Raw genomic sequence first — 23,350 nt, 5'->3', positions numbered from 1 at the left:
ACACCGCTCAAGCGTGCCCGTTACCATCCATCTTGATCATGGCGCGAGCTATGAGCAGGTCCTCACCGCGATCCAGGCCGGATTCACCTCAGTGATGATCGACGGATCCATGCTTCCCTTTGACCAGAACGTCGCCATCACCAAGAAGGTCGTCGAAGCCGCGCACGTTGTGGGTGTGTCGGTTGAGGGAGAGCTCGGGACCATCGGCAAAACCGACGACGAGGCCGAGGACGGCACGGCAACCATCATCTACACCGACCCGGAGGACGCCGTCCGATTCGTCGAATCCACCGGCGTCGACAGCCTGGCCATCGCCATCGGCACCTGCCATGGAATCTACCCGGCAAGCATGAAGCCGGAACTGAAACTGGACCTGCTGCAGGAGATCAAGAAGAAGGTGACGCTGCCCCTGGTGCTGCACGGCGGATCCAACAACCCCGACGACGAGATCGGCGAATCGGTGAAGCTGGGTGTCAACAAGATCAACATCTCCAGCGACATCAAGGTCGCCTATCACAACAAGATGCGCGAAATCCTCTCTGACCCGGGAGTCCGCGAGCCCAACACCATCCAGCCGCCCTCCATCGCGGCCATGAAGGTAGTCGCCGCCCACAAGATCGACCTGTTCGCCGCAGCGAACACGGTCGAACTGTACTGAGGTAACGGAGTCTGATGTCGCGCGAGAATGTGGTGCTGGGTCTTGGCGGTACCGTCGATTACGAGGTCGAATGGAACTCGGCCGTCATCGAAGGCCTGATTCAGGACTTCGCGATCGACGCCGCGGAGCTTGACCGGTTCGTCCCGGTCGATTCCGAAAGGAACCTGATCGTCGCCATTCTCGCGCACCTGCGCGACGGTGTCGGAGGAGAGCATTTCATCACCTCCTCCGACACCGTCAAGACTTTCGCTTCCCGGTTCCAAAAAAGGATCACGCTGGGCGGCACCTGCGTCCGGGCGGCTCTGGCCATGGCGAGGCTCGGAATCCCGAGCACTCTTCACCTGGTCAGCATCGATGACACCGTGCGGCGGCTGCTGCCTGCATCCTGCACCTACATCAGCAGCGCTTCGGCAGACTCGACTGATCCCCACCTGATCGTGCAATTCAACGGGGGCGCCACCGTGCACGCCAGGGACATCGACCTGCGCGCGGACCACCCGAACCGGATCATCTTCACCAACGACCCGCCAAACACCGAGATGGTACTGAGCCCGGAACTGGGCAACTCGCTCAAAGCCGCGGATGTCTTCCTCATCTCGGGACTCAATGTCATAAAGGAGCGGACGGTCCTGGACGCGCGCTTGGCCACCCTGGCGCGCGAACTGCAGAATCTCCCGCCCGACGCGGTCGTGGTCTATGAGGACGGCGCATTCCACCATCCCGAGTTTGCGCCCATCGTCCGGGATTTCATGGCCAATACCGTGACCGTCTACAGCATGAACGAAGACGAATTACAGACACATCTGAACAGGCCGGTCGACCTCCTGAACGCCGACGACGTGCACGCGGCATTCCGCGAACTGCACCGATTAATGCCCGCCCGAACAACCGTCGTCCACACCAAGTACTGGTCGCTCGCCTACGGGTACAACGCCGGACAGTGGCGTTCCTGCCTAAAAGGCGGCATCACAATGGCCAGCACCCGCTTCTGTCACGGCGACACCTTCACTCCCGCCGACTACGAAGCGGTCGGACAGGGACCCGTAAACGCCCTCGGGGCCCAACTGGCTGCAGAACTACAGCACCGTTTGAGCGCCGACGTCGAATGCCTCCCGGCGCTCTCCCTGGTCACGCAAACCCCCACCACCATCGGACTCGGCGATTCATTCGTCGGCGGTTTCATTGCAGCCATCACCGAGCAAAAGCAACGACTCAACGACCCGTCCGAAAATGCGAAGTCGGCCGTCTCCTGACCACCTCGGAAGGCTGGTCACAGGCGGCGCGACGAACCATCCTGCTCCGGCAAATATCCGAGGGAACAACGGTGAACTGGACTCGCATCAAACTTCGATAAGCACTCCGGCGAGTCGCCGGGTGGGCTCAAGTCAGACTGCCAAAGCGGTCTCCAACCAAGCTGCCATAATCATCTGCGTGTGACATTCTGATCGGTGCCTGGCAGGACGGCCTCAATGGTACCCACCTCACGACTCGCCGGGCACCGATCAGATTGACATATCCAGCCATCAGTCAAGACTATCCGTACAGACAACTTTGTCGGCGACCGCAGAGGGTTCCTCCTACGGGACGGTTTACGTTCAGTTCTCCCGGTCCTCGTCCGAGTGCCGGAAGGGCCGAAGCGGCGCTCCGGCGGGGGCGTCCGTGAAGGTGTAGCGACCAAGCATGTTGATGTGCTCGGAGACAAGCGGGGAAAGGCGTTGTACGTCTTCATCGGCAACACTGGCACCACGGCAGCGGAGCTCGGCAAGCGTGGCATCCAGGTACCGGGTGTTCCACAGGATGACGGCGTTCATGACCAGGCCAAGGGCCCCGAGCTGGTCTTCCTGGCCTTCCCGGTAGGACTGCCGTATCTGGCCCCGCCGGCCGTGGAAAATGAGCCTGGCCAGAGCGTGTCGGGATTCCTGGAGTGCCAGCTGGGTATGGATTTGCCGGCGGTAGCCCTCGTCAACGTCGATGAAGTCCAGCAGATGCTCGGTTTTGGCTATTCTGCCGTACTCCGCCAACGCTTTTCCGAGCAGGGTTGGTGTCCCTCCGCCCTGGGTGACCCGCAGAATTTCCGAGGCGCGTACGGTCCCGGCAGTCAAGGATCCTGCCAGGCGGAGCATGTCCGGCCAGTTTGCCGTGATGAGGTCCATGTTGATCCGGTTGCGTCCGGCGACAGCGTTCAGCCGTCCGTAGTCCGCTGTGGTGTCGATGCGCCAGAACCGTTGGTCCGGCAGGCCGGCCAGGCGGGGTGAGAACCGGTATCCGAGCAAGGTGAAGAGCCCGAAAACCTGGTCCGAGTAGGAGGCCGTGTCGGTGGCGACCATCTCGGGGCGTTGGCCCCCGTCAAGATCGAGCAATCCATCCAAAATGTGTAGGGAATCGCGGACCGTTCCCGGGACGACGACTGCGCCGATGCCTGCCACCTGGTCGTTGAGATAGTTCAGCCAGGTCAGGCCACGGCCCTGGCCGAAGTAGCGCGGATTGGCCCCGGCATTGACGGTGGCGACCGGCACCACGAACCGCATTCCATCGACGGAGGCCAGCAGACCGGTACCCCAGCGTTGTGCGAGACCAAGATCGGACTGGGCCTCAATGAGCCGGGAGTTAGCCGCGCGCAGCGTATCGGCGCGCACATAGTTTTGATCGACGTGTGACAGGCGTCCACGGGTCAGTGCGGGGTGGCCGTCCTTGACCACCGGTGTCAGGCCGACGTTGCACGCCTCGGCAACCAGGATGGCAGCGACGGAAACGCCGAGCTGACCCATCCGTGCGGAGGCTTCTGAAACGTGGCTGAATTCTGACAGGAACCCCGTCCAGGAATGCACTTCCAACAGCACATCGGGCAGATCTACCCGCGGCAGCATCGCCGACACCAGCGCCCGCAACTGAGACTCAGGTACAGTCTTGGCCTCCAGGGGCGAGAGGTGAACTTTGCCGTCATTGTCAATGCGCACCGCAGGATTATCCGCCAATTGATCGGCCGCCGCACGATAGCGGGCGTCCAGGCTCTCCCGTACACCGTAAAGATGGGCCGCGGGATCTTCAGGCAGTTGGAGTGCCGTCAGTGCTTCGTTCTTGGTCGCCTGCCACGCTGGGTCGGTCAGCAGCCGTGCTCTGGGGTCTCCCCAACGGCGCCCGCCCACAACGAAAATGTCCCTGCGCCGCAGCGCCTTATGGACGGCGTCCATCACCGCCACCGTGAACGCCCTGCGTTCGATCTTCTCCGAAGCTTTGATAAGGCGTTGCCAGACGGGTGACAGAACGGACAGATCATCCTGGCCCAGATCGGCGTTACGGCCGGCCAAAACGTCCGGCAATGCGGCCAGTGCCGCCAATGTTTCGGCGCCTCCTGCGGTGGCCCCAAAGGGTGCCGCCGATGCCAACGCCGGCAGGAAGGAACGTACCGTGGTGAACCGGCGCATCATCTCGGCCGCGGTGTCTCCCTCGCTGCCGTCTGGATTCACCAGTTCAGTCACCACATCCACCGCAGCGCGCAACTCGGGCAACGAAATCTGTTCGGCAAGCACCAAGGCGGCCTGTGCCCCGGACAATTCCGTGTTGGCCAGGACCTCAACCAGGGTCTCCGCAGCCCTTGCCAGCTGCAGCGAGGCCTTCCACAAGCGGGGCAGTGATTTCAACCGGGTCGCTGTGGATTCCCTGGCCGCCCTGCGGACCACTCGTTCAACGACGATCATGTCCAGGGCATCACACAAGTCATCAGCAACCTCGGCCGTCAAGGCCCTCACCGCACAGAGCAGTGTCGCGCCGCGGCGCTGGCCGGACAACCCCTGAAGCGTCGATGCCTTACCTGCCAACCCGTACCGGGCCAGCCCATTCATCCGGCCCGCGGGTATCGTCTCCACATCAATATTCCCCGCGCCCAGGGCACGCAAGCAGACCAGCCGGTCCAGCTGCCGCAGCAACTCCGGCACCGAGACCCTCGAAGGTCCCGTCCGGAGCCTTTCCCACGCGGTCAGCCTAGAGCCGTCCTCGACGCACAGTAAGCCTTCCAGTTCCTGGATCAAGGCGGGGCCGGCCGCGTCAATCAGCGCAGAGTAGAGCCGGTCATTCGCCTCGGCGCGGACCTCTGCAACCAGCCGCGTCAACGTGGAGATGCCAGGAAGTAGGACTTTCCGCTCACGCAACCAGACCGCCGCACGTTCGAACAAGCGCACCGGCCCCTCCGGGGACGTCCAGGCCCGAGCCGACAGGAACAGCTTCAGCTGCTCGTTCTTCTCCGGATCTGTGAAGTCCTCGTATCCATAAACAGCAGAGATCTCCTCGGCATGCTCATAGCCGGTCTGTCCCCGCTGCGCATAAAGCTTGAGAACAGAAGCATCCGCAATACCCAGCTGCCCGGCCAAGGACTCCACTACGGGCCATGGAACGGCCAACGGATCAGTCAGAAACCGGCCCACGATCCGCACCGTAGCCAGTTGCACAGCGAATCCCAGACGGTTGTGCATCCCCCGTCGGCGGCCGACTATCGACAGATCGGTATCGTCCAACCAGCAGAAGCGTTCCAGGTCTTCCTGCGATACCTCATCAGGGAATCGGCCGAACCCGGCGGCCTGCTCATCACTTAGAAAATCGACCGCCATGCGACCAAGTCAACAGCTATGTGACCCCTAAACGTGAATTTCCGTACCGATCCTCCTCAGACCCCAATGTCGCGTAGCTGCGGCGGTCTGCAGCATGGCCATAGACCCTTTTCTGAGCGCCCGTGTCATAGAGGTGGTGGAATGCCTCGGTCACGTCAACGCCCCTGCTGATCAGGTCGGCGCGGGCGCGGTCGATGTCGGAGACCACGAGGTAATTGCCTTGCGCCGAGCCGGGCGCTGACGGGGTGAGTCCGCGGCCTATATGGATAGAGCATGGCGATCCCGATGGCGTCAGCTGCACAATTCGGAAAGTCGGGCCGGACTCGTAGTCGGCGTCGAGCCGCCATCCCAGGCTCTGGTAGAAGTGTAAGGAACGGTCTACGTCGCTCACTGGTATGACTAGGACCTCGAGCTTCATCGGCAGCTCTCCGGTAGTGTCATTTCCGTCTCCTTGCCGTTGCGTCTATTCTGCGATCTCGGTGGCCATCGCAAGCTTCGCGTTACCGGCTGAACGGACCGTCGAGACTTGTCAGCCGATACGCGGGGCATGACGCTCTGCTGGCGTTCCCTGCACTTGGACGGGAGCCGAGGCGGGCCACGAAGGGCCAACTTCAAAAGGGGGAATCGAATCGACCCCGAACAGGAATTTACCACCCCAATTACCTCTTGCACAGGCCGAATAGGTTCGGGGGTTGCCTGGTCAGCTCGGCCTGCGCGCCAGCGCGGATACGTCGGGATTGCAGAACGTCCTCGATGCAGAAACGAGGCGGCCTCTGGCTGCCCCGCCCATCTGCTGTGCTGCCGCACATCTCTTCAAGAGTGAAGCCGTCTATTGCCGTGCTCCTCTAGATTCGAGCGCCCATCCGGCGATACAATTCCCCTTGTGCGGCGCCCTACATCGAGACGTCTGAACGTAGATAATAACGAGGGACACCACCATCTCGGCGCACTAGCAGTTCAGCGAGATACAGCCCTCATACCCGCACTCCTCTAAGCAGGGGGCTCGCAGCCCTCGATTGCGGCGCGCCTTGAGAGCAGGGGCTACCTGCCAAAAGCAAGAGACAGCCTCCTGATTCCCGCGCCCCCGCCCTAGAACAGGGCGACTATGCTCCATGCCGCTCTCGAAATGCAGCACTCCTGTGGTGTTCTCTCTGACATACAGCACGGCTCCGCGTCGTCCAGTCCACGACGCCTGAAGCCGATAAAAGAGGAAATTCCCATGTCTGTAACAACTGAAAAGTCCACGATCCGGCCATTCACCTTCGAATTCTCCGACGCGGAACTCGAGGACTTGCGTGCGCGCGTCAAAGCGACACGCTGGCCCGAGAAGGAGACCGTCACGGATCAGTCGCAAGGCCCGCAGCTCGAGACGATGCAGAAAGTCGCGCGCTACTGGGCGTCAGATTATGACTGGCGCAAGACCGAGGCGACGCTGAAGGCTCTGCCACATTTCATTACCGAGATCGACGGTCTCGACATCCACTTCGTCCACGTTCGTTCCAAGCATGAAAACGCCCTGCCGGTCATCGTCACGCACGGGTGGCCTGGATCGATCATCGAGCAGCTAAAGCTCGTGGGACCGCTCACCGATCCGACAGCATACGGCGGCGACGCATCGGACGCCTTCCACCTGATCATCCCGTCAATGCCCGGTTACGGATTCTCGGGCATACCAACCACAACCGGCTGGGGACCCGACCGCATCGCAAGTGCCTGGATAGAGCTGATGACGCGCCTCGGATACACGAAGTACGTGGCCCAGGGCGGCGACTGGGGTGCGGTCGTCACAGACCTCATGGCCCTGCAGGCACCGCCGGAACTTGCCGGCATTCACACCAATATGCCGGGAGTAGTTCCCCCTGATATTCACCTGGCGCTTGCAACCGGCAATCCACTGCCGGAAGGTGTCTCACTATCGGACGAGGAACAGCGCACGGTCGAACAGCTGAAATACGTATTCACCCACGTCTACTACGCCTATATCATGGCGTCGCGGCCGCAGGCACTCATGGCACTCTCGGATTCGCCCGTCGGCCTGGCGGCGTTCCTGATGGACCACGACAGGGACAGCCTGGCGATGATCTCCCGGTCCTTTGCTGGAGAGCCCGAAGGTCTCACGCCGGACGACTTCCTCGACAACATCACGCTGTTCTGGCTGACGAAGACGGCTGTTTCTTCGGGGCGCCTCTACGCAGAAAACAGGTCTGGATTCTTTGATGCCAAGGGAGTCACCATCCCTGTTGCCGTCAGCGTCTTCCCTAATGAGATCTATCAGGCCCCGCGTAGTTGGACCGAGCAGGCGTATCCCAATCTCATTCACTACAACAAGTTGGACAAGGGTGGCCACTTTGCGGCTTGGGAGCAACCCGAGCTTTTCGTGGAAGAGTTGCGCAAGGGCTTCCGGTCGCTCCGCTAGATAAGCCTCCAAGCAAGGGTCCCTGCTAAACCCTGCTGGCAGACTGGGTGGCTCAGTCCGAGCCACCCAGCCCGCACGAGTGGCGCGGAGAGGTGCATTCGATTGCCGCGCTCCTCTACAAACAGAGGGGTGGGACTGCTGAAGGCATCTTGACGTCGCAGAAACCTACAGTTTTTCGAGACACGGACGTCGTGTCGTGGAGGATCGAAGGAATCGACGTCGTGCCGGGCCACCCCGTGTCTTGGAAAGATGTCTCACCGTGAATCGTCTCAGCCGGGTGCTGGCCGGGGGGTTTCTGAGGCACAATGGCCGGGTGAGACATCTCGGGTATACGCGTGTGAGTACGTCGGGCCAGGACGCGACGTTGCAGCTCGATGCACTTGTCGATGCCGGGGTGCAGAAACGCGATGTGTTCGCCGACGTGACTTCCGGGAGCAAGGCCGCTATTGAGCGGCCCGGGATGAAAAAGCTCCTCGCGTATGTCGAGCCGGGCGATACCGTCGTCGTGTGGCGGGTGGACAGGCTCGGCCGATCCTTGATCGATGTTTTGAACACGGTGAACCTGCTGCGGGACCGTGGTGTGCACTTGAGGTCCATTTCGGACGGGATTGACCCCACAACAACGTCGGGCCGGCTCATGCTGAACATGCTTGCGACTTTGGCTGAGTACGAGCGGGAGCTGATCGTCGAACGCGTGACCGCGGGCATCGCCGCGGCCAGACAGGGCGGAACCCGCTTCGGCCGGCCCTTGTCCGACCCGCTCGTCATCGCCGACAAGCTCGCGATCGCCTCGGACGCCCGCTCGAAGGGACGCACCGCTGAGGACGCGGCGCGACTCGTCGGCTGGAGCCGCGCGACGCTCTACCGCCACCGGCAGGCGGCCGAAAACCACCGGTCATGAAGCATCGGCTGTCGGCCGAAGAACGCGCGGCACTGCTCCGGCAGCACCTCGACGACGGTGTTCCCCTCACCAGGACCTCCGGTCAGGCCGGCATTCCTCTCCGCACGCTGCAAAGGTGGACGGCAGGATTCCGCGCCGGCGGCTCGGTCGAGGCCCTGGGCCGCCAGCCACGCTCGGACCGCGGGAACCATTCGCTCCCGCCCGAAATCGTCGGCGCGATCGAAGGCCTCGCGCTACGCCGCCCGGCGCCGACCATCGCGTTCATCCACCGACGGATCTGTGACGTCGCACTCGACCGCGGCATTCCCGCCCCCGGCTACACGACTGTTAGGGCGGTCGTTGCCGCCATCGATCCCGGACTGCGCACAATCGCCCTCGAAGGCGACGCCGCGTACCGGGACCGGTTCGAGCTGGTCTACCGGCGCACCACCAGCCGCGCGAACGAGCAGTGGCAGTGCGACCACACCGAGCTGGACATCGAGATCGTCGACGCCGCCGGCGCCCGCGCGCGCCGTGGCTGACCGTCGTACTCGATGACTACTCCCGCGCCGTCGCCGGCTACACCGTCTTCACCGGTGCGCCGACCGCGCTCCAGACCGCCCTTGCCCTTCACCAGGCCGTGCAGCGCAAGAAGCATCCGGCCTGGCCCGTCATGGGTCTGCCCGATCTCCTCTATAGCGATCACGGCGCCGATTTCACCAGCACCCACCTCGAACGGGTCTGCCTTGACAACCACATCCGCCTCATCCATTCCCACCCCGGCGTGCCGCAGGGCCGCGGGAAGATCGAACGGTTTTACCGCACCATCACTGACGGGCTCCTGCCGCATCTGCCCGGCTTCATCCCGCACGGTACCCGCGGGACCCCGGTGACGGCACCAACGATGACCCTCGAGCAGCTCGACGCCGCTCTCGAGCGGTTCATCGTTGACGAATACAACCAACGCACGCACTCCGAAACCGGCGAGGTCCCCGCCGCACGCTGGCAGGCCGGCGGCTGGATCCCCAGAATGTCCGCCCGGCCCGAGGACCTTGACCTCCTGCTCCTGACCGTCGCACACCAGCGCATCGTCCACCGCGACGGCATCTATTTCAACGGCCTGCGCTACCTGGACCTCACACTTTCCGCCTTCGTCGGCGAGACCGTCACCATCCGCTACGACCCCCGGGACATGGCCGAAATTCGCGTCTGGCACCAGGATGCTTTCCTCTGCCGTGCCATCGCCCCGGAACTCGCCGCAGGAACCATCACCTTCAAGCAGCTCAAGGCGGCCAGGTCAGCCCGCCGGAACGAACTGAAGAAACAGCTGCGAACAAAACTCAGCCTCGCGGATGCCCTCCCAACCGATGACCGCTATGCGCCGCTGGCACCCTCCGAACCGACAGGGGTCCGTCTGCAACATACGGATGTGCAGCAGCACCGGCTTCGCACCTACGCCGAAGACTGACTTAAGGAGAGGAACCCCCGTGCCCGCCAAGGACGAGAATGATGACGGCCGCCGCTTCCTCTTCAACGATCTCGGCGAGATTTCCGCCGCCCCTCCACCGGTCCCGTCCGACACGCCGCCATTTCTTATCACCAAGGAGCACCGGCGCTTCACGGAGTTCGCCACCGCGGTGCGCACCAACCGCCACATCGGCGTCTGCTACGGCCCGCCCGGCGTCGGCAAAACCCTCTCCGCACGCGCCTACGCCGGCGCGACCGAATGGGAACAATGGCAGCGGACCGGCGAAACCAGCACCGAGCCCATCCCTGCCCGCGTGCTTGAGGCCAGGACCGCATTCTGGACCCCCACCGTGACCATCAGCCCCCGACAGATCGACCGCGAACTACCCCGAACCTGCCAGAAGATCTCCTGGGCAGTCGAATACGCCCACGACGGCAACATCGACGTCTTCGAGCACCGCGACTCGCGGGCATCAGGCCTGACCGAACTCCTCATCATCGACGAGGCCGACCGGCTCAAACCTCCAGCGCTCGAGCAGGTCCGGGACTACTACGACCGGCACACCATGGGCGTCATCCTTATCGGCATGCCCGGCATCGAAAAACGCCTCGCCCGCTATCCCCAGCTCTACAGCCGCATCGGCTTCGCCCACCACTACCGGACACTCAGCACCGACGAACTCACCTTCGTCCTGACAAACCGCTGGCGGGAACTCGGCCTGACCATCGACCCCAACGACTTCACCGACGCCGAAGCCATCGCCGCCGTTGCCCGCATCACCAACGGCAACTTCCGGCTCATCCAACGCCTCTTCACCCAAATCACGAGAATCCAAGACATCAACCAGCTCAACAGCATCACCAAAGAAGTCGTCGAAGCAGCCCGCGAAAACCCTGCTCATCGGCACCTGATCGCGCCATATACCGCCGTCAGATATACGCCAAATACCGCAGAGAACTACACTCAGATAGGCGCCCCAGATTCGCGGCTTCCATGGCGCCCGGCCCGCCGCCTGTGGCCACCAAGCGCTCGCTGCGGGCGAGAAGCCGGCCAAGCATGGCGGCATCGGCGTAGTCCTTGGTTCCCCGCTGCGACGTGTGGCCCCCCATGACCCCGACGATGGCGCGTCCCCCGCTCCGGGCTGAGAGGGCGAGTTCCTCGAGGGCGTCGCCGATGGCGTGGTCGTGCAAGGCAGCCGCCAGGGTGGCATCAAGGCGGCGGCGCTGGCCCGGCCGGATGCTCCACTGGTATACGAGCGCGTCCGGCGTTGCCTCATACGGCGCATGGCGGATCCCAGCGTACAGCTCCTGCGGCGTGTAAAGCTCGCCGCGGTAGGGGTCGAACGGCATGCCAGCCAGCCGGGGAAAGATCAGGGCACCACGCCGGCGCAGTGAGTCCTCCACTCCGGGATCGAACGTGCAGCCCAGGAAAATGGCGCCTTCCGCGTCCAGGGCGGCCAGCGCCGCCGCCCTCCCGCGGAGGTCAAGCGACTGCGCATGCCAGCCGTGCATGGCCTTGGCGCCGGCGCGGACCAGCTGGTCGAATCCGGCCACAGTGTCCACGTCGAGTGTCCGCGGGCTGGGGGTCAGGCTGCCGGAGGGGTTCATGGTGCCAGCCTAGCGAGTACCGCCAGGCAGGGTGCGGCGGATGCCCGCAAAACGGAAGTGCCCCGCAGCTGGGCTGCGGGGCACTTCTGTGGCGTTCTGCCGGAATCAGGTCAGGAGACCTGGAGACCGCCGTTGATGTCGTACGTGGCGGCCGTGATGTAGCCCGAGTCCTCGCCCAACAGGAAGGAGATCAGTGCAGCCACTTCCTCGCGGGTGCCGACGCGGCCCATCATGATGCCTTCCGACATCTGCGCCTTGCGCTCGTCGGACAGCGTGCCGCCCATGATGTCGGTGTCGATGGGGCCGGGTGCAATGGAGTTGACGGTGACGCCGAACTCGCCCACCTCGCGGGCCAGTGCACGGGTGAACCCGATGATGCCGGCCTTGGATGCGCTGTAGGCAACCTTGGAGTAGGTGCCGCCGCCACGCTGGGCGGAGATGGAGGAGATGCTCACGATGCGCCCCAACTTGCGCTCAATCATGCCCTTGAGGACACGCTGGGAGACGACGAAGGTTCCGCGCATGTTGATCGCGAAGACCTTGTCCCACTCCTCCACGGTGGTCTCCATGAAGGTGGTCGGAGAGCTGATGCCCGCAAGGTTGGCCAGAGCCACGATCGGCGGCAGCGAGGCTTCGACCTCGGTGATCGCCCGGTCCACGGACGCTGCATCGGAGACGTCGACGCCGACGCCGATTGCCTTTACCGCGCGGTTGGAGCCGATCTCGGCGGCTGCGGCCTTCGCGTCCTCGGCGTTGATGTCCAGGATGGCGATGGACCAGCCTTCGCGGGCCATGCGGTCAGCCGCTGCGCGGCCGATGCCGCGGGCGGAGGCCGCACCGGTCAGCACGACGGTGCGTTCTGCGGGGAAAGGAGTGGTTGAGCTCATTGCGGGTATTCCTTCAGGTGGTTCTTGGGCGGTTCTTTAGCGGGTAAGGGTGACTTCAGCAGCAGCCTTGACTGCGGGATCCAGCGCTGCGTCGCCCTCGGGGCGCCTGCGTGCATAGAGGTAGGTGGCTACGGCCGTGACGCAGAGGCAGAAGGACAGGAACAGCAGGCCGCTCTGGTTGTTGCCCGTGGCATCGTTCAGCAGGCCCACTGCGTACGGGGCCACGAAGCCGCCGAGGTTACCGAGGGAGTTGACGAGGGCCAGGCCGGAGGCGGCTGCGGCGCCGGTCAGCGCCGCGGACGGCATCGACAGGAACGGGGCGATGGCGCCGTAGATGCCCATGGCCGCGGCGGTCAGGGCGATCAGGGCGAGGACGGGATTGACCGGCAGCAGGTAGCCCGCTGCCAGCAGGCCCATGCCGGCGAGAACCATGCTGACCGAACTGTGCCAGGCACGCTTTCCGGTCTTGTCGGCACGCTTGCTCCAGAAGAACACGAAGACTGCGGCGATGGCGTAGGGAATGAGGACGATGAACCCGACCTGGGCGGTGGAGAACTTGCCGAGGGCCGCAACGATGGTGGGCATCCAGAGACCCAGGCCGTAGATACCGCAGACGAGGCCGAAGTACAGGGCCGAGTAGGCGAGGGTGCGCTTGTCCTTGAGGCCGGCGAGGAAGTTGTGGCTGCCGCCCTTGGACTTGGCTGCCAGTTCGGCGTCCATGGTGGTGGCAAGCCATTCGCGTTCTTCGGCGTTGAGCCACTTGGCGTCCCGCGGACGGTCCGTCATGAGGATGGGGGTCAGCAGGCCGAGGAGAATGGCGGGGATGCCTTCGATGATGTAGAGCCACTGCCAGCCGTGCAGGCCCAGGATGCCGTCCATCTGAAGCAGGAGGCCGGAGACCGGGGCGCCGAGGGCGTTGGAGATGGGCTGGGCCAGGATGAAGATACCCAGCACGGTGACGCGCTGCGCGGCGGGGAACCACAGGGTCAGGTAGAAGAGGATGGCCGGGAAGAATCCGGCCTCAGCGGCGCCCAGCAGGAACCGGATGATGTAGTAGGTGGTTTCGCCGTTCACCAGGGCCATCGCCGTGGCGAAGATGCCCCAGGTGATGAGGATGCGGGCCAGCCACTTGCGTGCACCGAAGCGGTACATGCCGGCGTTGCTGGGAACCTCAAGGAGGGCGTAACCGAGGAAGAAAATGCCGGCGCCGAGTCCGTAGGCGGCCGCGGTCAGTCCGATGTCCTCGCTCATGGTGAGCTTTGCGAAGCCCACATTGTTGCGGTCGAGGTAGGCAACGAAGTAGAGCAGAACGATCAGGGGCATGACGCGACGGCGGACCTTGCGGAGCGTGCGGTCGCCAAGCTCGCCGAGTCCCGTGGACTTATTGGTTAATGAAGTCATCATCGACCTTCTATCTGTCGGTTCCGGACCGGCGGCTTCGCGCGGAGGGAATCCGATGCTTTTTATGAGGGGGGTTCTTCCCGCTTCAGCGATGCTGGACCAGAATCACTTCGATCTGATGTCAGACATCTGACGGAAGAACATGAGCAAAAGCATAGAAGGGTGATGCGCATTACGTCAAGGGCGGCCGCGCAGGCTCAGGACTTGGGCCCGTAGACGTAGCGCTCGTAGTCCTCGAACGTCTGGTCCATGTGCTCGTCCATGGCCCGGCGCGCCAACTCGGAGTCCCCGGTCAGGATGCTGTCCAGCACCCGCTGGTGGAAGGCAATGGCGTGCCGCTGGATTTCCTTGATGGCGGATGTTTCCCGTCGCGCCAGGTACAGGGACTGTCCCAACTGGGCCAAGAGGGCACGGACAAAAGGGTTGCCGGAGGCCTTCAGGACCGTGTCGTGGAAGGCGATGTCTGCCAGCACGAAACCGTCCAGGTCGCCGGACTCGTGGTGCCGTTTCATGTCCGCGATGCACTTCCGCATCTCCTCGGCGTGCTCGGGAGAGTGGCGTTTGGCGGCGAGGGCGGCGGCTCCGGTCTCCACCATGCGCCGCACTTCAATCAGCCCCCGCGAAACCTGGTCCGCGGCATTGCCGTGCGAGGCCGCCTTGATGATCGCGTCAAGGCCGGTCCAGTTGTCCGTGGGGTTGACGAACGTTCCGCGCCCGGCTTTGACGTACAGGATGTTCTGTGCCCGCAGCACTTTGAGTGCTTCGCGAACGGTCAGCCTGCTGACTTCGTAGGCCTTGGCGATGTCGGCTTCCGGGGGCAAGGAATCGTGGGGTTTCAGCCGGCCGTCAAGAATGTCGTCCAGCAGGCCGTCAACCAGGTCGTCAACAAGTGTCCTGCGACCCATGGAACGTCCTACTTTCGCCTTGCATATTTCCCCTCGATGCGCCTAACACTACAGAAACGCGGGCACAGTCAGGAAAACGCCCGGCAGCGGGTCAGCCGGCGGCGCGGGAGCCCGTAACATAGGCGTCCAGCCTCGCGAGGGTTCTTTCGATGTTCGCCGGGTGGCGCCGGAGGTAGCCGGCCAGCCGGAGAAGAACCTTGCCGCGGACCTGCCGGGCGTCCCACTGTTCCGTCACCAGCGTCCCGGAGACCCCCGCCCCGTCCGTGGCCGGTTCCAGCAGGTATCGCCAAACATGGCCGTAAAAATGCCGCCAGCCGATCCTCCGGCCTTCCTCAAATTCGGTCACGGTGTTGAAGATCTTGTAATCCACCTTGACATTCATCTCCATGCCGAACCTGACCCCCGGCCCCAGCCGTGCGGGTCCGCTGGGCTGGGCGCCCTTCACGGTGTCCGAGCCGTCGATCTCGCTGTGCAGCGCCGGAGTGGCCAGGATCTCGAAGATCTCTTCCGGCGCGGCGGCAATGAAACGGTCCCTGGACACGAGGTAGCGGTTGTTCATTCCGCCAGCCTAGCCGTTCCAAAGTGTTGCAGAATTGAGCATGCAGACTTCATCGCCAGCCGGTGTCCGGCGTCCGCGCATCGGCATTCCTGTCCGGCTCAGCAGCTCAACCGATCCCGACCCGCGGGTGGCCGAGGCCAACGGCCTCTTCGATCACATCGTTGACCTGGTGCGCGACGGCGGCGGGGAACCGGTGCTGCTGACTCCCGAACTGCTGACTCCCGAACTGTTTCGGGGCGGACCGCACGACGGCGGACGCGGCGCCGTCGCGCCCGAGGTGCTTGACGGCGTCGTACTTCCTGGCGGCGGCGACCTCGACCCCCGGCTCTACGGCGAGGAGCCGGGCGGCGCCTGTTACGACGTCAACCAGGAACAGGACCGGCTGGACATCGCGGTGGCACAACAGGCGATCGGCGCAGGACTCCCCCTGCTGGGGATCTGCCGCGGACACCAACTGCTCAACGTGCTGTACGGCGGCACGCTCATCCAGGACATGGCACCGGGAACCGTGCCGCACCGCGACAGCCCCGCAGACGGCGGCGGGTTGTGGGCCTGGCATGACGTCGCCATAACGCCGGGATCCAAGGTGGCGCGGCTGTACGGCGCAGTGGCGGATCCGGCATCCGGAAACGCCGGGGCCAGCAGCGTGAAGATCGCCTCCGGACACCACCAGGCCGTGGCGCACGTGGCGCCCCGCCTGGTGGTGACGGCAGTCGCGGACGACGGCACGGTGGAGGCCCTGGAGGATCCTGACCGGTGGGTGGCCTCGGTCCAGTGGCACCCGGAGGCAGTCGAACTGCCGGAGGCCCAGCGGCTGGCGCCGTTCCGGGCCTTCGTGGAGGTCTGCCGAGAGTGACGCCGGCCCGGCGGCGCCGCCCCCGGGAGCACCCAGACTAGAGACTGACGGCGGCGGTCAGGCGCACCGGCAGCCCGGTTTCGAGCGACTCCTGCGCGGCGTCAGCCACGCGGGAAGCCGCCACGGCATCCTCCGGCGTGCACGGGTTTTGCCGCCGGCCAAGCACGAGCTCCACGAAGGCCGCCATCTCGGAGCGGTAGGCCTGGTCAAAACGCTCCGCGAACGTCTTGTGGGACTCTCCTGACGGGAAGTCGATGCCGGCCTCAGCGGAGGCCACCGCCGACTTCTCGTCAAGGCCCACCATGAGGGAACCGGCTGAGCCCTGGATTTCCAGCCGGACATCGTGCCCGGCCCCGTTGTAGCGCGAGGCACCCACGGAGCCCAGCGTGCCGTCGTCGAACGTTACGAACGCCAGCGCGGTATCCACGTCCCCCACCGCCCCGATGGCGGGGTCGCCGTTGTTGGAGCCCTTGGCGTAGACCTCAACGATTTCGCGGCCGGTGAGCCAGCGCAGGATGTCGAAATCATGCACCGAGCAGTCGCGGAACAGCCCGCCGGACGTCGCCAGGAATTCCACCGGCGGCGGCGTCATGTCACAGGTGACGGCGCGCAGCGAGTGGATCCAGCCGAGCTCTCCCGCCTCATAGGCGCGCTTTGCCTCGAGGTAGCCGGCATCGAACCGCCGCTGATGGCCGATCTGGACGGTGCCCCTGTTGGCCCTGATGTAGTCCAGGACCGGAAGCGAATCCGCCACGTTCATGGCCACCGGCTTCTCACAGAACACCGGAACGCCGGCATCCACGCCTGCCCTGATCAGCTCCGGATGCGTCCCGGTGCCGGTGGCGATGACCAGGCCGTCGATCCCGGATCCGATCAGCTCCCCCACGGACGGCAGGAACCCCGCGCCCAGACCTTCGGCCACGGTGCGGGCGTGATCCGCGGCGACATCCGTCAGCCTGAGACGCACGTTGATTCCCTGCGGGTGGAGCACGCCGTTCAGCGAGGTGATGTTGCGGGCATGCATCACACCGATGCGGCCCACGCCGACCAGTCCGAGCGTTATGTCCTTCATGCGTTTCCTTTGAGTGAGGTGATTCCGGGCTCAGCTGCGCAGCTGGGTTGGCGCTCCGGCGCTGGCCGTCTCGGCGACTTCGGCCTGGACTTCCTTGACGATGTCGCCGTGTCCGCCGAGTTGTTCGAGTTCGTGGGCGAGCTCGGCAAGTTCGGCACCGCCGGCCATCTGGGCAGTGAGTTCGTCGAGGGTGATGTCCTTCTTGTCGTAGTAGCCGATCGACTTGCCGCGCTTGAGCAGCAGGAACCGGTCACCGACGGGGAAGGCGTGGTGGGGGTTGTGCGTGATGAAGATGACGCCCAGTCCGCGGTCGCGGGCCTGCAGGATGTAGCGCAGCACGACGCCGGACTGCTTGACGCCGAGGGCTGCGGTGGGTTCGTCCAGGATCAGGACCTTGGCCCCGAAGTACACGGCGCGGGCGATCGCCACACACTGGCGTTCGCCGCCGGAGAGCTGGCCGATGGGCTGCTCGACGTCGCGAAGGTCGATGCCCATGTCGGCAAGTTCCTTCTTCGTGATGTCCTTCATCTTCTGGACGTCCATGCTCTTGAACGGACCGAAGCCGCTGGTCAGTTCCGAGCCGAGGAAAAAGTTGCGCCAGATGGGCATCAGGGGGACGACGGCAAGGTCCTGGTACACCGTGGCGATGCCGACGTCCAGGGCGTCTCGGGGAGAGCCGAATTTTCGTTCTTCGCCCATGACGTGCAGGACGCCTTCGTCGTGCTGGTGCAGCCCGGCGATGATCTTGATCAGAGTGGACTTGCCGGCGCCGTTGTCGCCCAGGACGCAGGTGACGCGGCCGTTGTCGACTGCCAAGGTGACGTCGGTGAGCGCCACGATGTTGCCGTAGTGTTTGCCGACGTTCGCCAGCGAGAGCAGGTGCACCGGGGTGTGGGTCAGCGGGTCCTTCTCGTCCTTGAGGAGCTGCTGCTGGTCGATCTGTTTGGCGTTCATGGTGTTCAGCCCTTACTTACTTGAGTCTGCGCGGCGCTTGACGATCAGGTTCACGATGGTGGCCAGGAGCAGCATCAGGCCCAGGAAGAACTTGAACCAGTCCGGGTTCCACTGGGCGTAGACGATGCCCTTGTTGGCCATGCCGAAGATGAACGCGCCGATCGCGCCACCCACGGCCGAGCCGTAGCCGCCGGTGAGGAGGCATCCGCCGATGACCGCGGCGATGATGTAGAGGAATTCGTTGCCCACACCCTCGCCGGACTGGACGGCGTCGAAGGCGAAGAGGTTGTGCATGCCCAGGATCCAGCCGCAGAACCCGACCGCCATGAACAGCCCGATCTTGGTCGCCTTGACGGGGACACCCACGGCGCGGGCCGCGTTCGCGTCACCGCCGACGGCGAAGATCCAGTTGCCCACCTTGGTGCGCAGGAGCACCCAGGAGGCCACCGCGACGAGTGCGATCCAGATGAACACGGTGTTATTGACGCCCACCCCGGCGATGTTCACCGAGGAGGCAAAGATGGCCCGCGCCGCCTGGTAGCCGTCCATGGTGGAGATGGACGGGGAGGACACGCCGCCGCCGATCATGCGGGTCAGGCCCAGGTTCAGCCCTGTCAGCATAAGGAAGGTGGCCAGCGTGACGATGAAGCTGGGCAGTTTGGTCTTCATCAGGATCCAGCCGTTGATGAAGCCGATGGTCAGGGAGACGGCCAGTGCCAGGAGCACGCCGACCCAGACGTTCGTGCTGAAGTACCAGCTGAACATCGACGCCGTCAGCGCGGAGCTGATGACGGCCACACCGGTGGAAAGGTCAAACTCGCCGCCGATCATCAGCAAGGACACACCCACCGCCATGATCCCGATGGTGGAGCTGCCGTACAGGATGGTGGCGAGGGACGCCGGTTGGATGAAGGTCTGGGACACCGAGGCGAAGAAGACGAAGAGGACGATTGCGCCCACGAGGGCGCCGACTTCCGGACGGGCCAGGAGTTTCTGAAAGGGGTTGCGCTTGGCGACGCGCTCATCGGGCGCCTTCAGCTTTACGGCTACTTGAGTCATGGTGGTTTCTCCTACCTAGGGCCGGGTCCGCGGCCTGGAGCCGCGGACCCGGCGGGAGGGGCGTCCTAGCGGACGCCCTCCTTGGCAAACTTGAGTACGTCCGGAGCTGCGGACTTGTCAACGATGGACGGGCCGGTCAGCACGGGCTGCCCGCCGCCGACCTTGAAGCCTCCGCGCTTGGTCTGCCACAGCGAGTCAATGGAGCCGTAACCCTGCAGCCACGGCTGCTGGTCGACCGTGAATACGACCTCTCCGTCTGCAATCTTCTGGGCGAGTTCCGGATTCATGTCAAAGGAGGCCACCTTGGCCTTGCTGCCGGCGCCGGTCACGGCCTTCAGGATGGTCAGCGTGTACGGCGCGCCCAGACCGATGATGGCATCGGCATCAGCGGTGGCCTGCAGCTTGGCCGTAACCGTCGAGGAAACCTGGGCCATGTCAGTGCCGGGAACGTAAAGGATCTCGGTTCCGGCCACCTTTTCCTTCACTCCTGCACAACGGGCTTCCAAACCCACATGTCCCTGTTCCTGGATAACGCAGATGGGGTGCTTGAGCCCCAGTTCGCTGAGCTTGGAACCAACCGCCGCGCCGGCAAGCTTTTCGTTGGACCCGAAGTGGGTGAAGGCGCCCAGCTGTGCGGAGACCGATTCACCGGCGTTCAGGCTGACTACCGGGATGCCCGCATCCGTGGCCTTCTTGAGGACGTCCTTCAGCGCATCCGGCTTGGCCAGTGTCACGGCAATGCCATCAACCTTCTGGTCGATGGCCTGCTGGATCAGCTGCGCCTGGCGCCCACCTTCGGGATCGGACGTGTAGAGCAGCTCAACGTTGTCCTTGGCAGCGGCCTCTTCGGCGCCCTTCCGGACGATATCCCAGAAAGTGTCACCCGGGGCAGCATGGGTGATCAAGGCCACCTTCATCCGGGGAGTGCTGACAACCTGGCCGCCGCCTGCGGCGTTGCCTGCGTCGGCGGGCCTGCCGCCGGTGCTGGAACATGCGCTCAGTGCCAGCATGGGCACAACAGCGGCCACCAGGGCCGTCTTCCGCCACGAAAACTTGGTCACTTGAATCTCCTTTGATTTAGGGGCTGCGACCTCCGCCACGATGCGGGGCCAGCAAGCCTGCTACACCGATCATGGTGATTCAGGCCACAGAAGTCAATAGTTTGTCCTGACATTAGGATGTTTTTACCAAACTGGGTCCCGAGGGATCTGGGCGGGAGCCCGTCGTGTCCTCCCCGCTGCGGCACGAAATGCCCGCGGGCATCCCTTGACCGCCCGCAGGTCACTGCTATTATCAGAAAGGCAGTATGTCCTATCAAGCGAACATGCACCGGACATACGAATTCCTGGACGCAGGACGGCCGGCAGCACTAAGGGAGCACCCAATGGCGAACCAACTTCACCTCAGCATCGACAGGTCGTCGCCGGTGCCGCTGTACCACCAGGTGGTCCAGGGCATCGAGGCTGCAATCCACACCGGGCTCCTGGAGCCAGGCAGCCGGCTGGAGAACGAAATCGACCTCGCCGCCCAGCTGAACCTCTCCCGGCCAACCATGCGCAAGGCCATGGACGAGCTGGTCCGTTCCGGGCTGCTGGTCCGTAAACGCGGCGTGGGCACGCAGGTGGTTTCGAGCCAGGTCCGCCGCCCCCTGGAGCTGTCCAGCCTCTACGACGACCTCACCAACAACGGCAGCAAGCCCACCACCGAGGTCCTGACGTTCGCGCATGTCGAAGCCGACGACGCCACGCGGCAGGCGCTGCACCTCCCGGCAGGCGCGAAGGTCTACCACTTCACCCGTCTGCGTAAGGTCGGCGGCAAGCCGCTGGCCCTCATGGAGAACTGGGTCCGCGATGACATCACGCACATCGACGAGGAGCTGCTTGGCTCCCAGGGCCTCTACGGCATTCTTCGCGGCGGCGGGGTCAACTTCCGGCTGGCCACGCAGCGGATCGGGGCGATGGTGGCCAACGAATACCAGGCCCCGCTCCTCGAAACCGAGCCAGGCTCCGCACTTGTCACCATGGAGCGCACCGCCGTGGACGACACTGGCAGGAACGTCGAGACCGGCCACCATGTCTACCGCGCCGATTCGTACAGCTTTGAAATGACCCTTGTGCAGCGTTAAGCACATGCAGCGTTAGACGGAGCCAGCGGTAAGCAGCGCCAGCGGTAAACACGTCCGGCGCCGGGCACTTCGATGCCCGGCGCGCAACCGACACGATCTGAAAGAGAACACATCCATGGCCGATTGGGTATATCCGCTGGGCAGCGCAGCCGAAGGCTGCTGGGACGTTTCGCTGGGGACGGCGGACTCCACACTCCGCGTGGACGGTTGGGCACACACGGGACTGAAGGTGGCAACGCTGGCCCCGGGTGCCGCCGTCGAACTCCCCGCCGCGGGCGAGGAACGGATCGTGATTCCGCTCAGCGGAGCCTTTACGGTGAGCGTGGGCGGTGAGAAGTACCAGCTGGCCGGCCGCGCCGGCGTCTTCAGCGGCCCCACCGATGTGCTGTATTCCGGAACGGAGAAGGCAGTCACGGTCAGTTCGTCCGACGGCGGCCGGGTCGCCGTCGCCACGGCGCCCGCCAAGGTCCAGTACCCCACGCGCCTGATCACTGCGGCGGAGACCCCCGTGGAACTGCGCGGCGCCGGAAACTGCTCGCGCCAGGTCCACAATTTTGGTACCCCGGCGGCGCTGGAGGCGGACCGCTTCATTGTGTGCGAGGTGATCACCCCGGCCGGCAACTGGTCCTCCTACCCTCCCCACAAGCACGACGAGGAGAAGGAGGGCGAGACGCGCCTCGAGGAGATCTACTATTTCGAGACCCGCGTGGCCGACCTACCCGGCATTGCCGGCCCCGGGGACGACGCGGATGCCATCGGCTACCAGCGGGTGTACGCCTCGGACGAGCGCCCCATCGATGTCGCCGCCGAGGTCCGCACGGGCGACGTGGTCCTGGTCCCTTACGGCTGGCACGGTCCGGCGATGGCCGCGCCCGGCTACGACATGTACTACCTCAACGTCATGGCCGGGCCCGGCCGCGTCCGCGACTGGCTCATCAGCGACGATCCCCACCACGGATGGGTCCGCCAGAGCTGGGAAGGCCAGGACGTGGATCCCCGGCTGCCGTTCCGCGACTAGCGTCCGGCTTACCCGTTGAACTCGGCCGGGTGCGGGCCGGTCCGGCCGTCGCGCTCGAGGGCATCGATGGCCGCCAGCTCAGTGTCCGCCAGCTCAAAGCCGAACACGTCCAGGTTCTCGCGGATCCGCGCCGGAGTGACCGACTTGGGGATGATGATGCGGCCCTGCTGCAGGTGCCAGCGGAGGATTACCTGGGCGGGCGTGACACCGTGGTCCGCGGCGATGGCGGTGACGGAGGGCTCCCCCAGCACGGCACCCTGCGCCAGCGGGCTCCACGCCTCGGTGGCGACGCCGTGGGCCGCGTTGGACCCGGCGACGTCCCCCTGCTGGAGCGCCGGATGCAGCTCCACCTGGTTGACCGCCGGGACGGTTCCGCCCAGGCCGACCACTTTCTCCAGGTGCTCCGGCAGGAAGTTGGAAACGCCGATCGCCCTGACACGGCCGTCCCGGAGCAGCTTTTCCAGGGCACGCCAGGACTCGAGGTAGCCGTCCGTGGCCGGTGCCGGCCAGTGGATGAGGTAGAGGTCCAGGTACTCGAGGCCCAGCTTTTCCAGGCTCGACTCGTAGGCGGCGAGGGTGGCGTCGTAGCCGAAGTCGGCCACCCACACCTTGGATGTGACGAACAGTTCCTCGCGGGCTATCCCGGATTCCGCCAGGGCACGGCCGGTTCCGGCTTCGTTCCCGTAGATAGCGGCCGTATCGATGCTCCGGTAACCGGCGGCCAAAGCCGCGCTGACCGCGGCGGTGGTGTCGTCGTCGGACACCTGGAAGACGCCGAAGCCGAGCTGCGGCATGCGGACGCCGTTGTTGAGCGTGACGGTGGGGATCGGGGTGGTGGCATGGCCGGTGTTCATGGGAGTTCCTCCTGTGTGGTGGTCGGC

General features: G+C 64.5%; 21 protein-coding genes and 1 pseudogene. 10 read left to right on the top strand and 12 right to left on the bottom strand.

Annotated elements, in window-relative coordinates; all coding sequences use genetic code 11:
• Both J7I89_RS04605 and J7I89_RS04600 read left to right on the top strand, forming a co-directional pair.
• A partial coding sequence (locus tag J7I89_RS04605; RefSeq protein ID WP_214967706.1) for a ketose-bisphosphate aldolase occupies positions 1-658 on the top strand: 658 nt, incomplete at its 5' end.
• A 14-nt stretch (positions 659-672) separates the two neighbouring features.
• The gene (locus J7I89_RS04600; protein WP_214967704.1) at positions 673-1,911 is read left to right on the top strand and encodes an ADP-dependent glucokinase/phosphofructokinase; all 1,239 of its coding nucleotides are present in this window, start codon (positions 673-675) and stop codon (positions 1,909-1,911) included.
• Positions 1,912-2,253: 342 nt separating this feature from the next.
• Here the strand turns inward: J7I89_RS04600 and J7I89_RS04595 are convergent, their stop codons facing one another.
• Positions 2,254-5,262 (bottom strand): Tn3 family transposase, encoded by a 3,009-nt coding sequence (locus tag J7I89_RS04595; protein ID WP_214967701.1) that lies wholly within the window; start codon positions 5,260-5,262, stop codon positions 2,254-2,256.
• Positions 5,263-5,278: 16 nt separating this feature from the next.
• Positions 5,279-5,680 (bottom strand): VOC family protein, encoded by a 402-nt coding sequence (locus tag J7I89_RS25905; protein ID WP_374101998.1) that lies wholly within the window; start codon positions 5,678-5,680, stop codon positions 5,279-5,281.
• An 801-nt stretch (positions 5,681-6,481) separates the two neighbouring features.
• Between J7I89_RS25905 and J7I89_RS04590 the strand changes: the two genes are divergently transcribed.
• The 5 genes from J7I89_RS04590 (at position 6,482) to J7I89_RS25900 (ending at position 11,137) form a co-directional block, all read left to right on the top strand.
• On the top strand, positions 6,482-7,678 hold the full coding sequence (locus J7I89_RS04590; RefSeq protein WP_214967699.1) for an epoxide hydrolase family protein: 1,197 nt from the start codon (positions 6,482-6,484) through the stop codon (positions 7,676-7,678).
• Between the two features lie 313 nt (positions 7,679-7,991).
• Complete coding sequence (locus J7I89_RS04585) at positions 7,992-8,579, top strand: recombinase family protein (protein ID WP_214967696.1); 588 nt, start codon at positions 7,992-7,994, stop codon at positions 8,577-8,579.
• Positions 8,576-9,100, top strand: a complete 525-nt coding sequence (locus tag J7I89_RS25000) for a leucine zipper domain-containing protein (protein WP_251044916.1) — start codon at positions 8,576-8,578, stop codon at positions 9,098-9,100. Before J7I89_RS04585 ends, J7I89_RS25000 begins: the two co-directional genes overlap by 4 nt.
• The gene (locus tag J7I89_RS24995; RefSeq protein ID WP_308159804.1) at positions 9,034-10,026 is read left to right on the top strand and encodes a Mu transposase C-terminal domain-containing protein; all 993 of its coding nucleotides are present in this window, start codon (positions 9,034-9,036) and stop codon (positions 10,024-10,026) included. Before J7I89_RS25000 ends, J7I89_RS24995 begins: the two co-directional genes overlap by 67 nt.
• A gap of 19 nt (positions 10,027-10,045) precedes the next feature.
• A complete protein-coding gene (locus tag J7I89_RS25900) occupies positions 10,046-11,137 on the top strand; it encodes an AAA family ATPase (protein ID WP_374101997.1) in 1,092 nt (363 codons plus the stop codon).
• Here the strand turns inward: J7I89_RS25900 and J7I89_RS25895 are convergent.
• From J7I89_RS25895 to J7I89_RS04550, 5 genes and pseudogenes are all read right to left on the bottom strand, one after another.
• Positions 11,061-11,375 (bottom strand): annotated as a pseudogene (locus J7I89_RS25895) (Rossmann fold nucleotide-binding protein); the annotation flags it as partial. The gene J7I89_RS25900 and the pseudogene J7I89_RS25895 overlap by 77 nt on opposite strands.
• A gap of 368 nt (positions 11,376-11,743) precedes the next feature.
• Positions 11,744-12,520, bottom strand: a complete 777-nt coding sequence (locus J7I89_RS04565; RefSeq protein WP_214967692.1) for an SDR family NAD(P)-dependent oxidoreductase — start codon at positions 12,518-12,520, stop codon at positions 11,744-11,746.
• Between the two features lie 36 nt (positions 12,521-12,556).
• Positions 12,557-13,924: an MFS transporter gene (locus J7I89_RS04560; RefSeq protein WP_374101996.1), complete on the bottom strand. Its 1,368-nt coding sequence runs from the start codon at positions 13,922-13,924 to the stop codon at positions 12,557-12,559.
• Between the two features lie 194 nt (positions 13,925-14,118).
• Positions 14,119-14,826, bottom strand: a complete 708-nt coding sequence (locus J7I89_RS04555) for a FadR/GntR family transcriptional regulator (RefSeq protein WP_214967686.1) — start codon at positions 14,824-14,826, stop codon at positions 14,119-14,121.
• 91 nt (positions 14,827-14,917) lie between these two features.
• Entirely contained in the window at positions 14,918-15,385 is a 468-nt protein-coding gene (locus J7I89_RS04550; RefSeq protein ID WP_214967683.1) for an SRPBCC family protein, read from the bottom strand.
• 40 nt (positions 15,386-15,425) lie between these two features.
• Here J7I89_RS04550 and J7I89_RS04545 point away from each other — a divergent pair, with 40 nt between their 5' ends.
• Positions 15,426-16,241: a gamma-glutamyl-gamma-aminobutyrate hydrolase family protein gene (locus tag J7I89_RS04545; protein WP_214967681.1), complete on the top strand. Its 816-nt coding sequence runs from the start codon at positions 15,426-15,428 to the stop codon at positions 16,239-16,241.
• Between the two features lie 37 nt (positions 16,242-16,278).
• Here J7I89_RS04545 and J7I89_RS04540 read toward each other — a convergent pair whose 3' ends face one another.
• From J7I89_RS04540 to J7I89_RS04525, 4 genes are all read right to left on the bottom strand, one after another.
• Entirely contained in the window at positions 16,279-17,313 is a 1,035-nt protein-coding gene (locus tag J7I89_RS04540) for a Gfo/Idh/MocA family oxidoreductase (RefSeq protein ID WP_214967678.1), read from the bottom strand.
• A gap of 30 nt (positions 17,314-17,343) precedes the next feature.
• Positions 17,344-18,267, bottom strand: coding sequence for an ATP-binding cassette domain-containing protein (locus J7I89_RS04535; protein WP_214967676.1), 924 nt, complete (start codon positions 18,265-18,267; stop codon positions 17,344-17,346).
• A gap of 12 nt (positions 18,268-18,279) precedes the next feature.
• Positions 18,280-19,326 carry an ABC transporter permease gene (locus J7I89_RS04530; protein ID WP_214967673.1) on the bottom strand — a complete coding sequence of 349 codons (1,047 nt, stop codon included), beginning with the start codon at positions 19,324-19,326 and terminating at the stop codon, positions 18,280-18,282.
• 65 nt (positions 19,327-19,391) lie between these two features.
• Positions 19,392-20,387 (bottom strand): substrate-binding domain-containing protein, encoded by a 996-nt coding sequence (locus J7I89_RS04525; RefSeq protein ID WP_214967671.1) that lies wholly within the window; start codon positions 20,385-20,387, stop codon positions 19,392-19,394.
• Positions 20,388-20,710: 323 nt separating this feature from the next.
• On the opposite strand from J7I89_RS04525, the gene J7I89_RS04520 reads away from it, so the two are divergent.
• Complete coding sequence (locus J7I89_RS04520) at positions 20,711-21,451, top strand: GntR family transcriptional regulator (RefSeq protein ID WP_214967669.1); 741 nt, start codon at positions 20,711-20,713, stop codon at positions 21,449-21,451.
• A 115-nt stretch (positions 21,452-21,566) separates the two neighbouring features.
• Complete coding sequence (iolB, locus tag J7I89_RS04515) at positions 21,567-22,469, top strand: 5-deoxy-glucuronate isomerase (RefSeq protein WP_214967666.1); 903 nt, start codon at positions 21,567-21,569, stop codon at positions 22,467-22,469.
• Positions 22,470-22,477: 8 nt separating this feature from the next.
• On the opposite strand, the gene J7I89_RS04510 is transcribed toward iolB, so the two are convergent.
• Positions 22,478-23,323 carry an aldo/keto reductase gene (locus J7I89_RS04510; RefSeq protein WP_214967663.1) on the bottom strand — a complete coding sequence of 282 codons (846 nt, stop codon included), beginning with the start codon at positions 23,321-23,323 and terminating at the stop codon, positions 22,478-22,480.
• Between the last annotated feature and the right edge of the window lie 27 nt (positions 23,324-23,350).

Origin of the sequence: Arthrobacter sp. ISL-5, assembly GCF_018613835.1 — a bacterium.
Lineage (GTDB): Bacteria > Actinomycetota > Actinomycetes > Actinomycetales > Micrococcaceae > Arthrobacter.
Note: the sequence above shows the minus strand (reverse complement) of the source record. Positions and strands in the feature narration are given on the sequence as shown.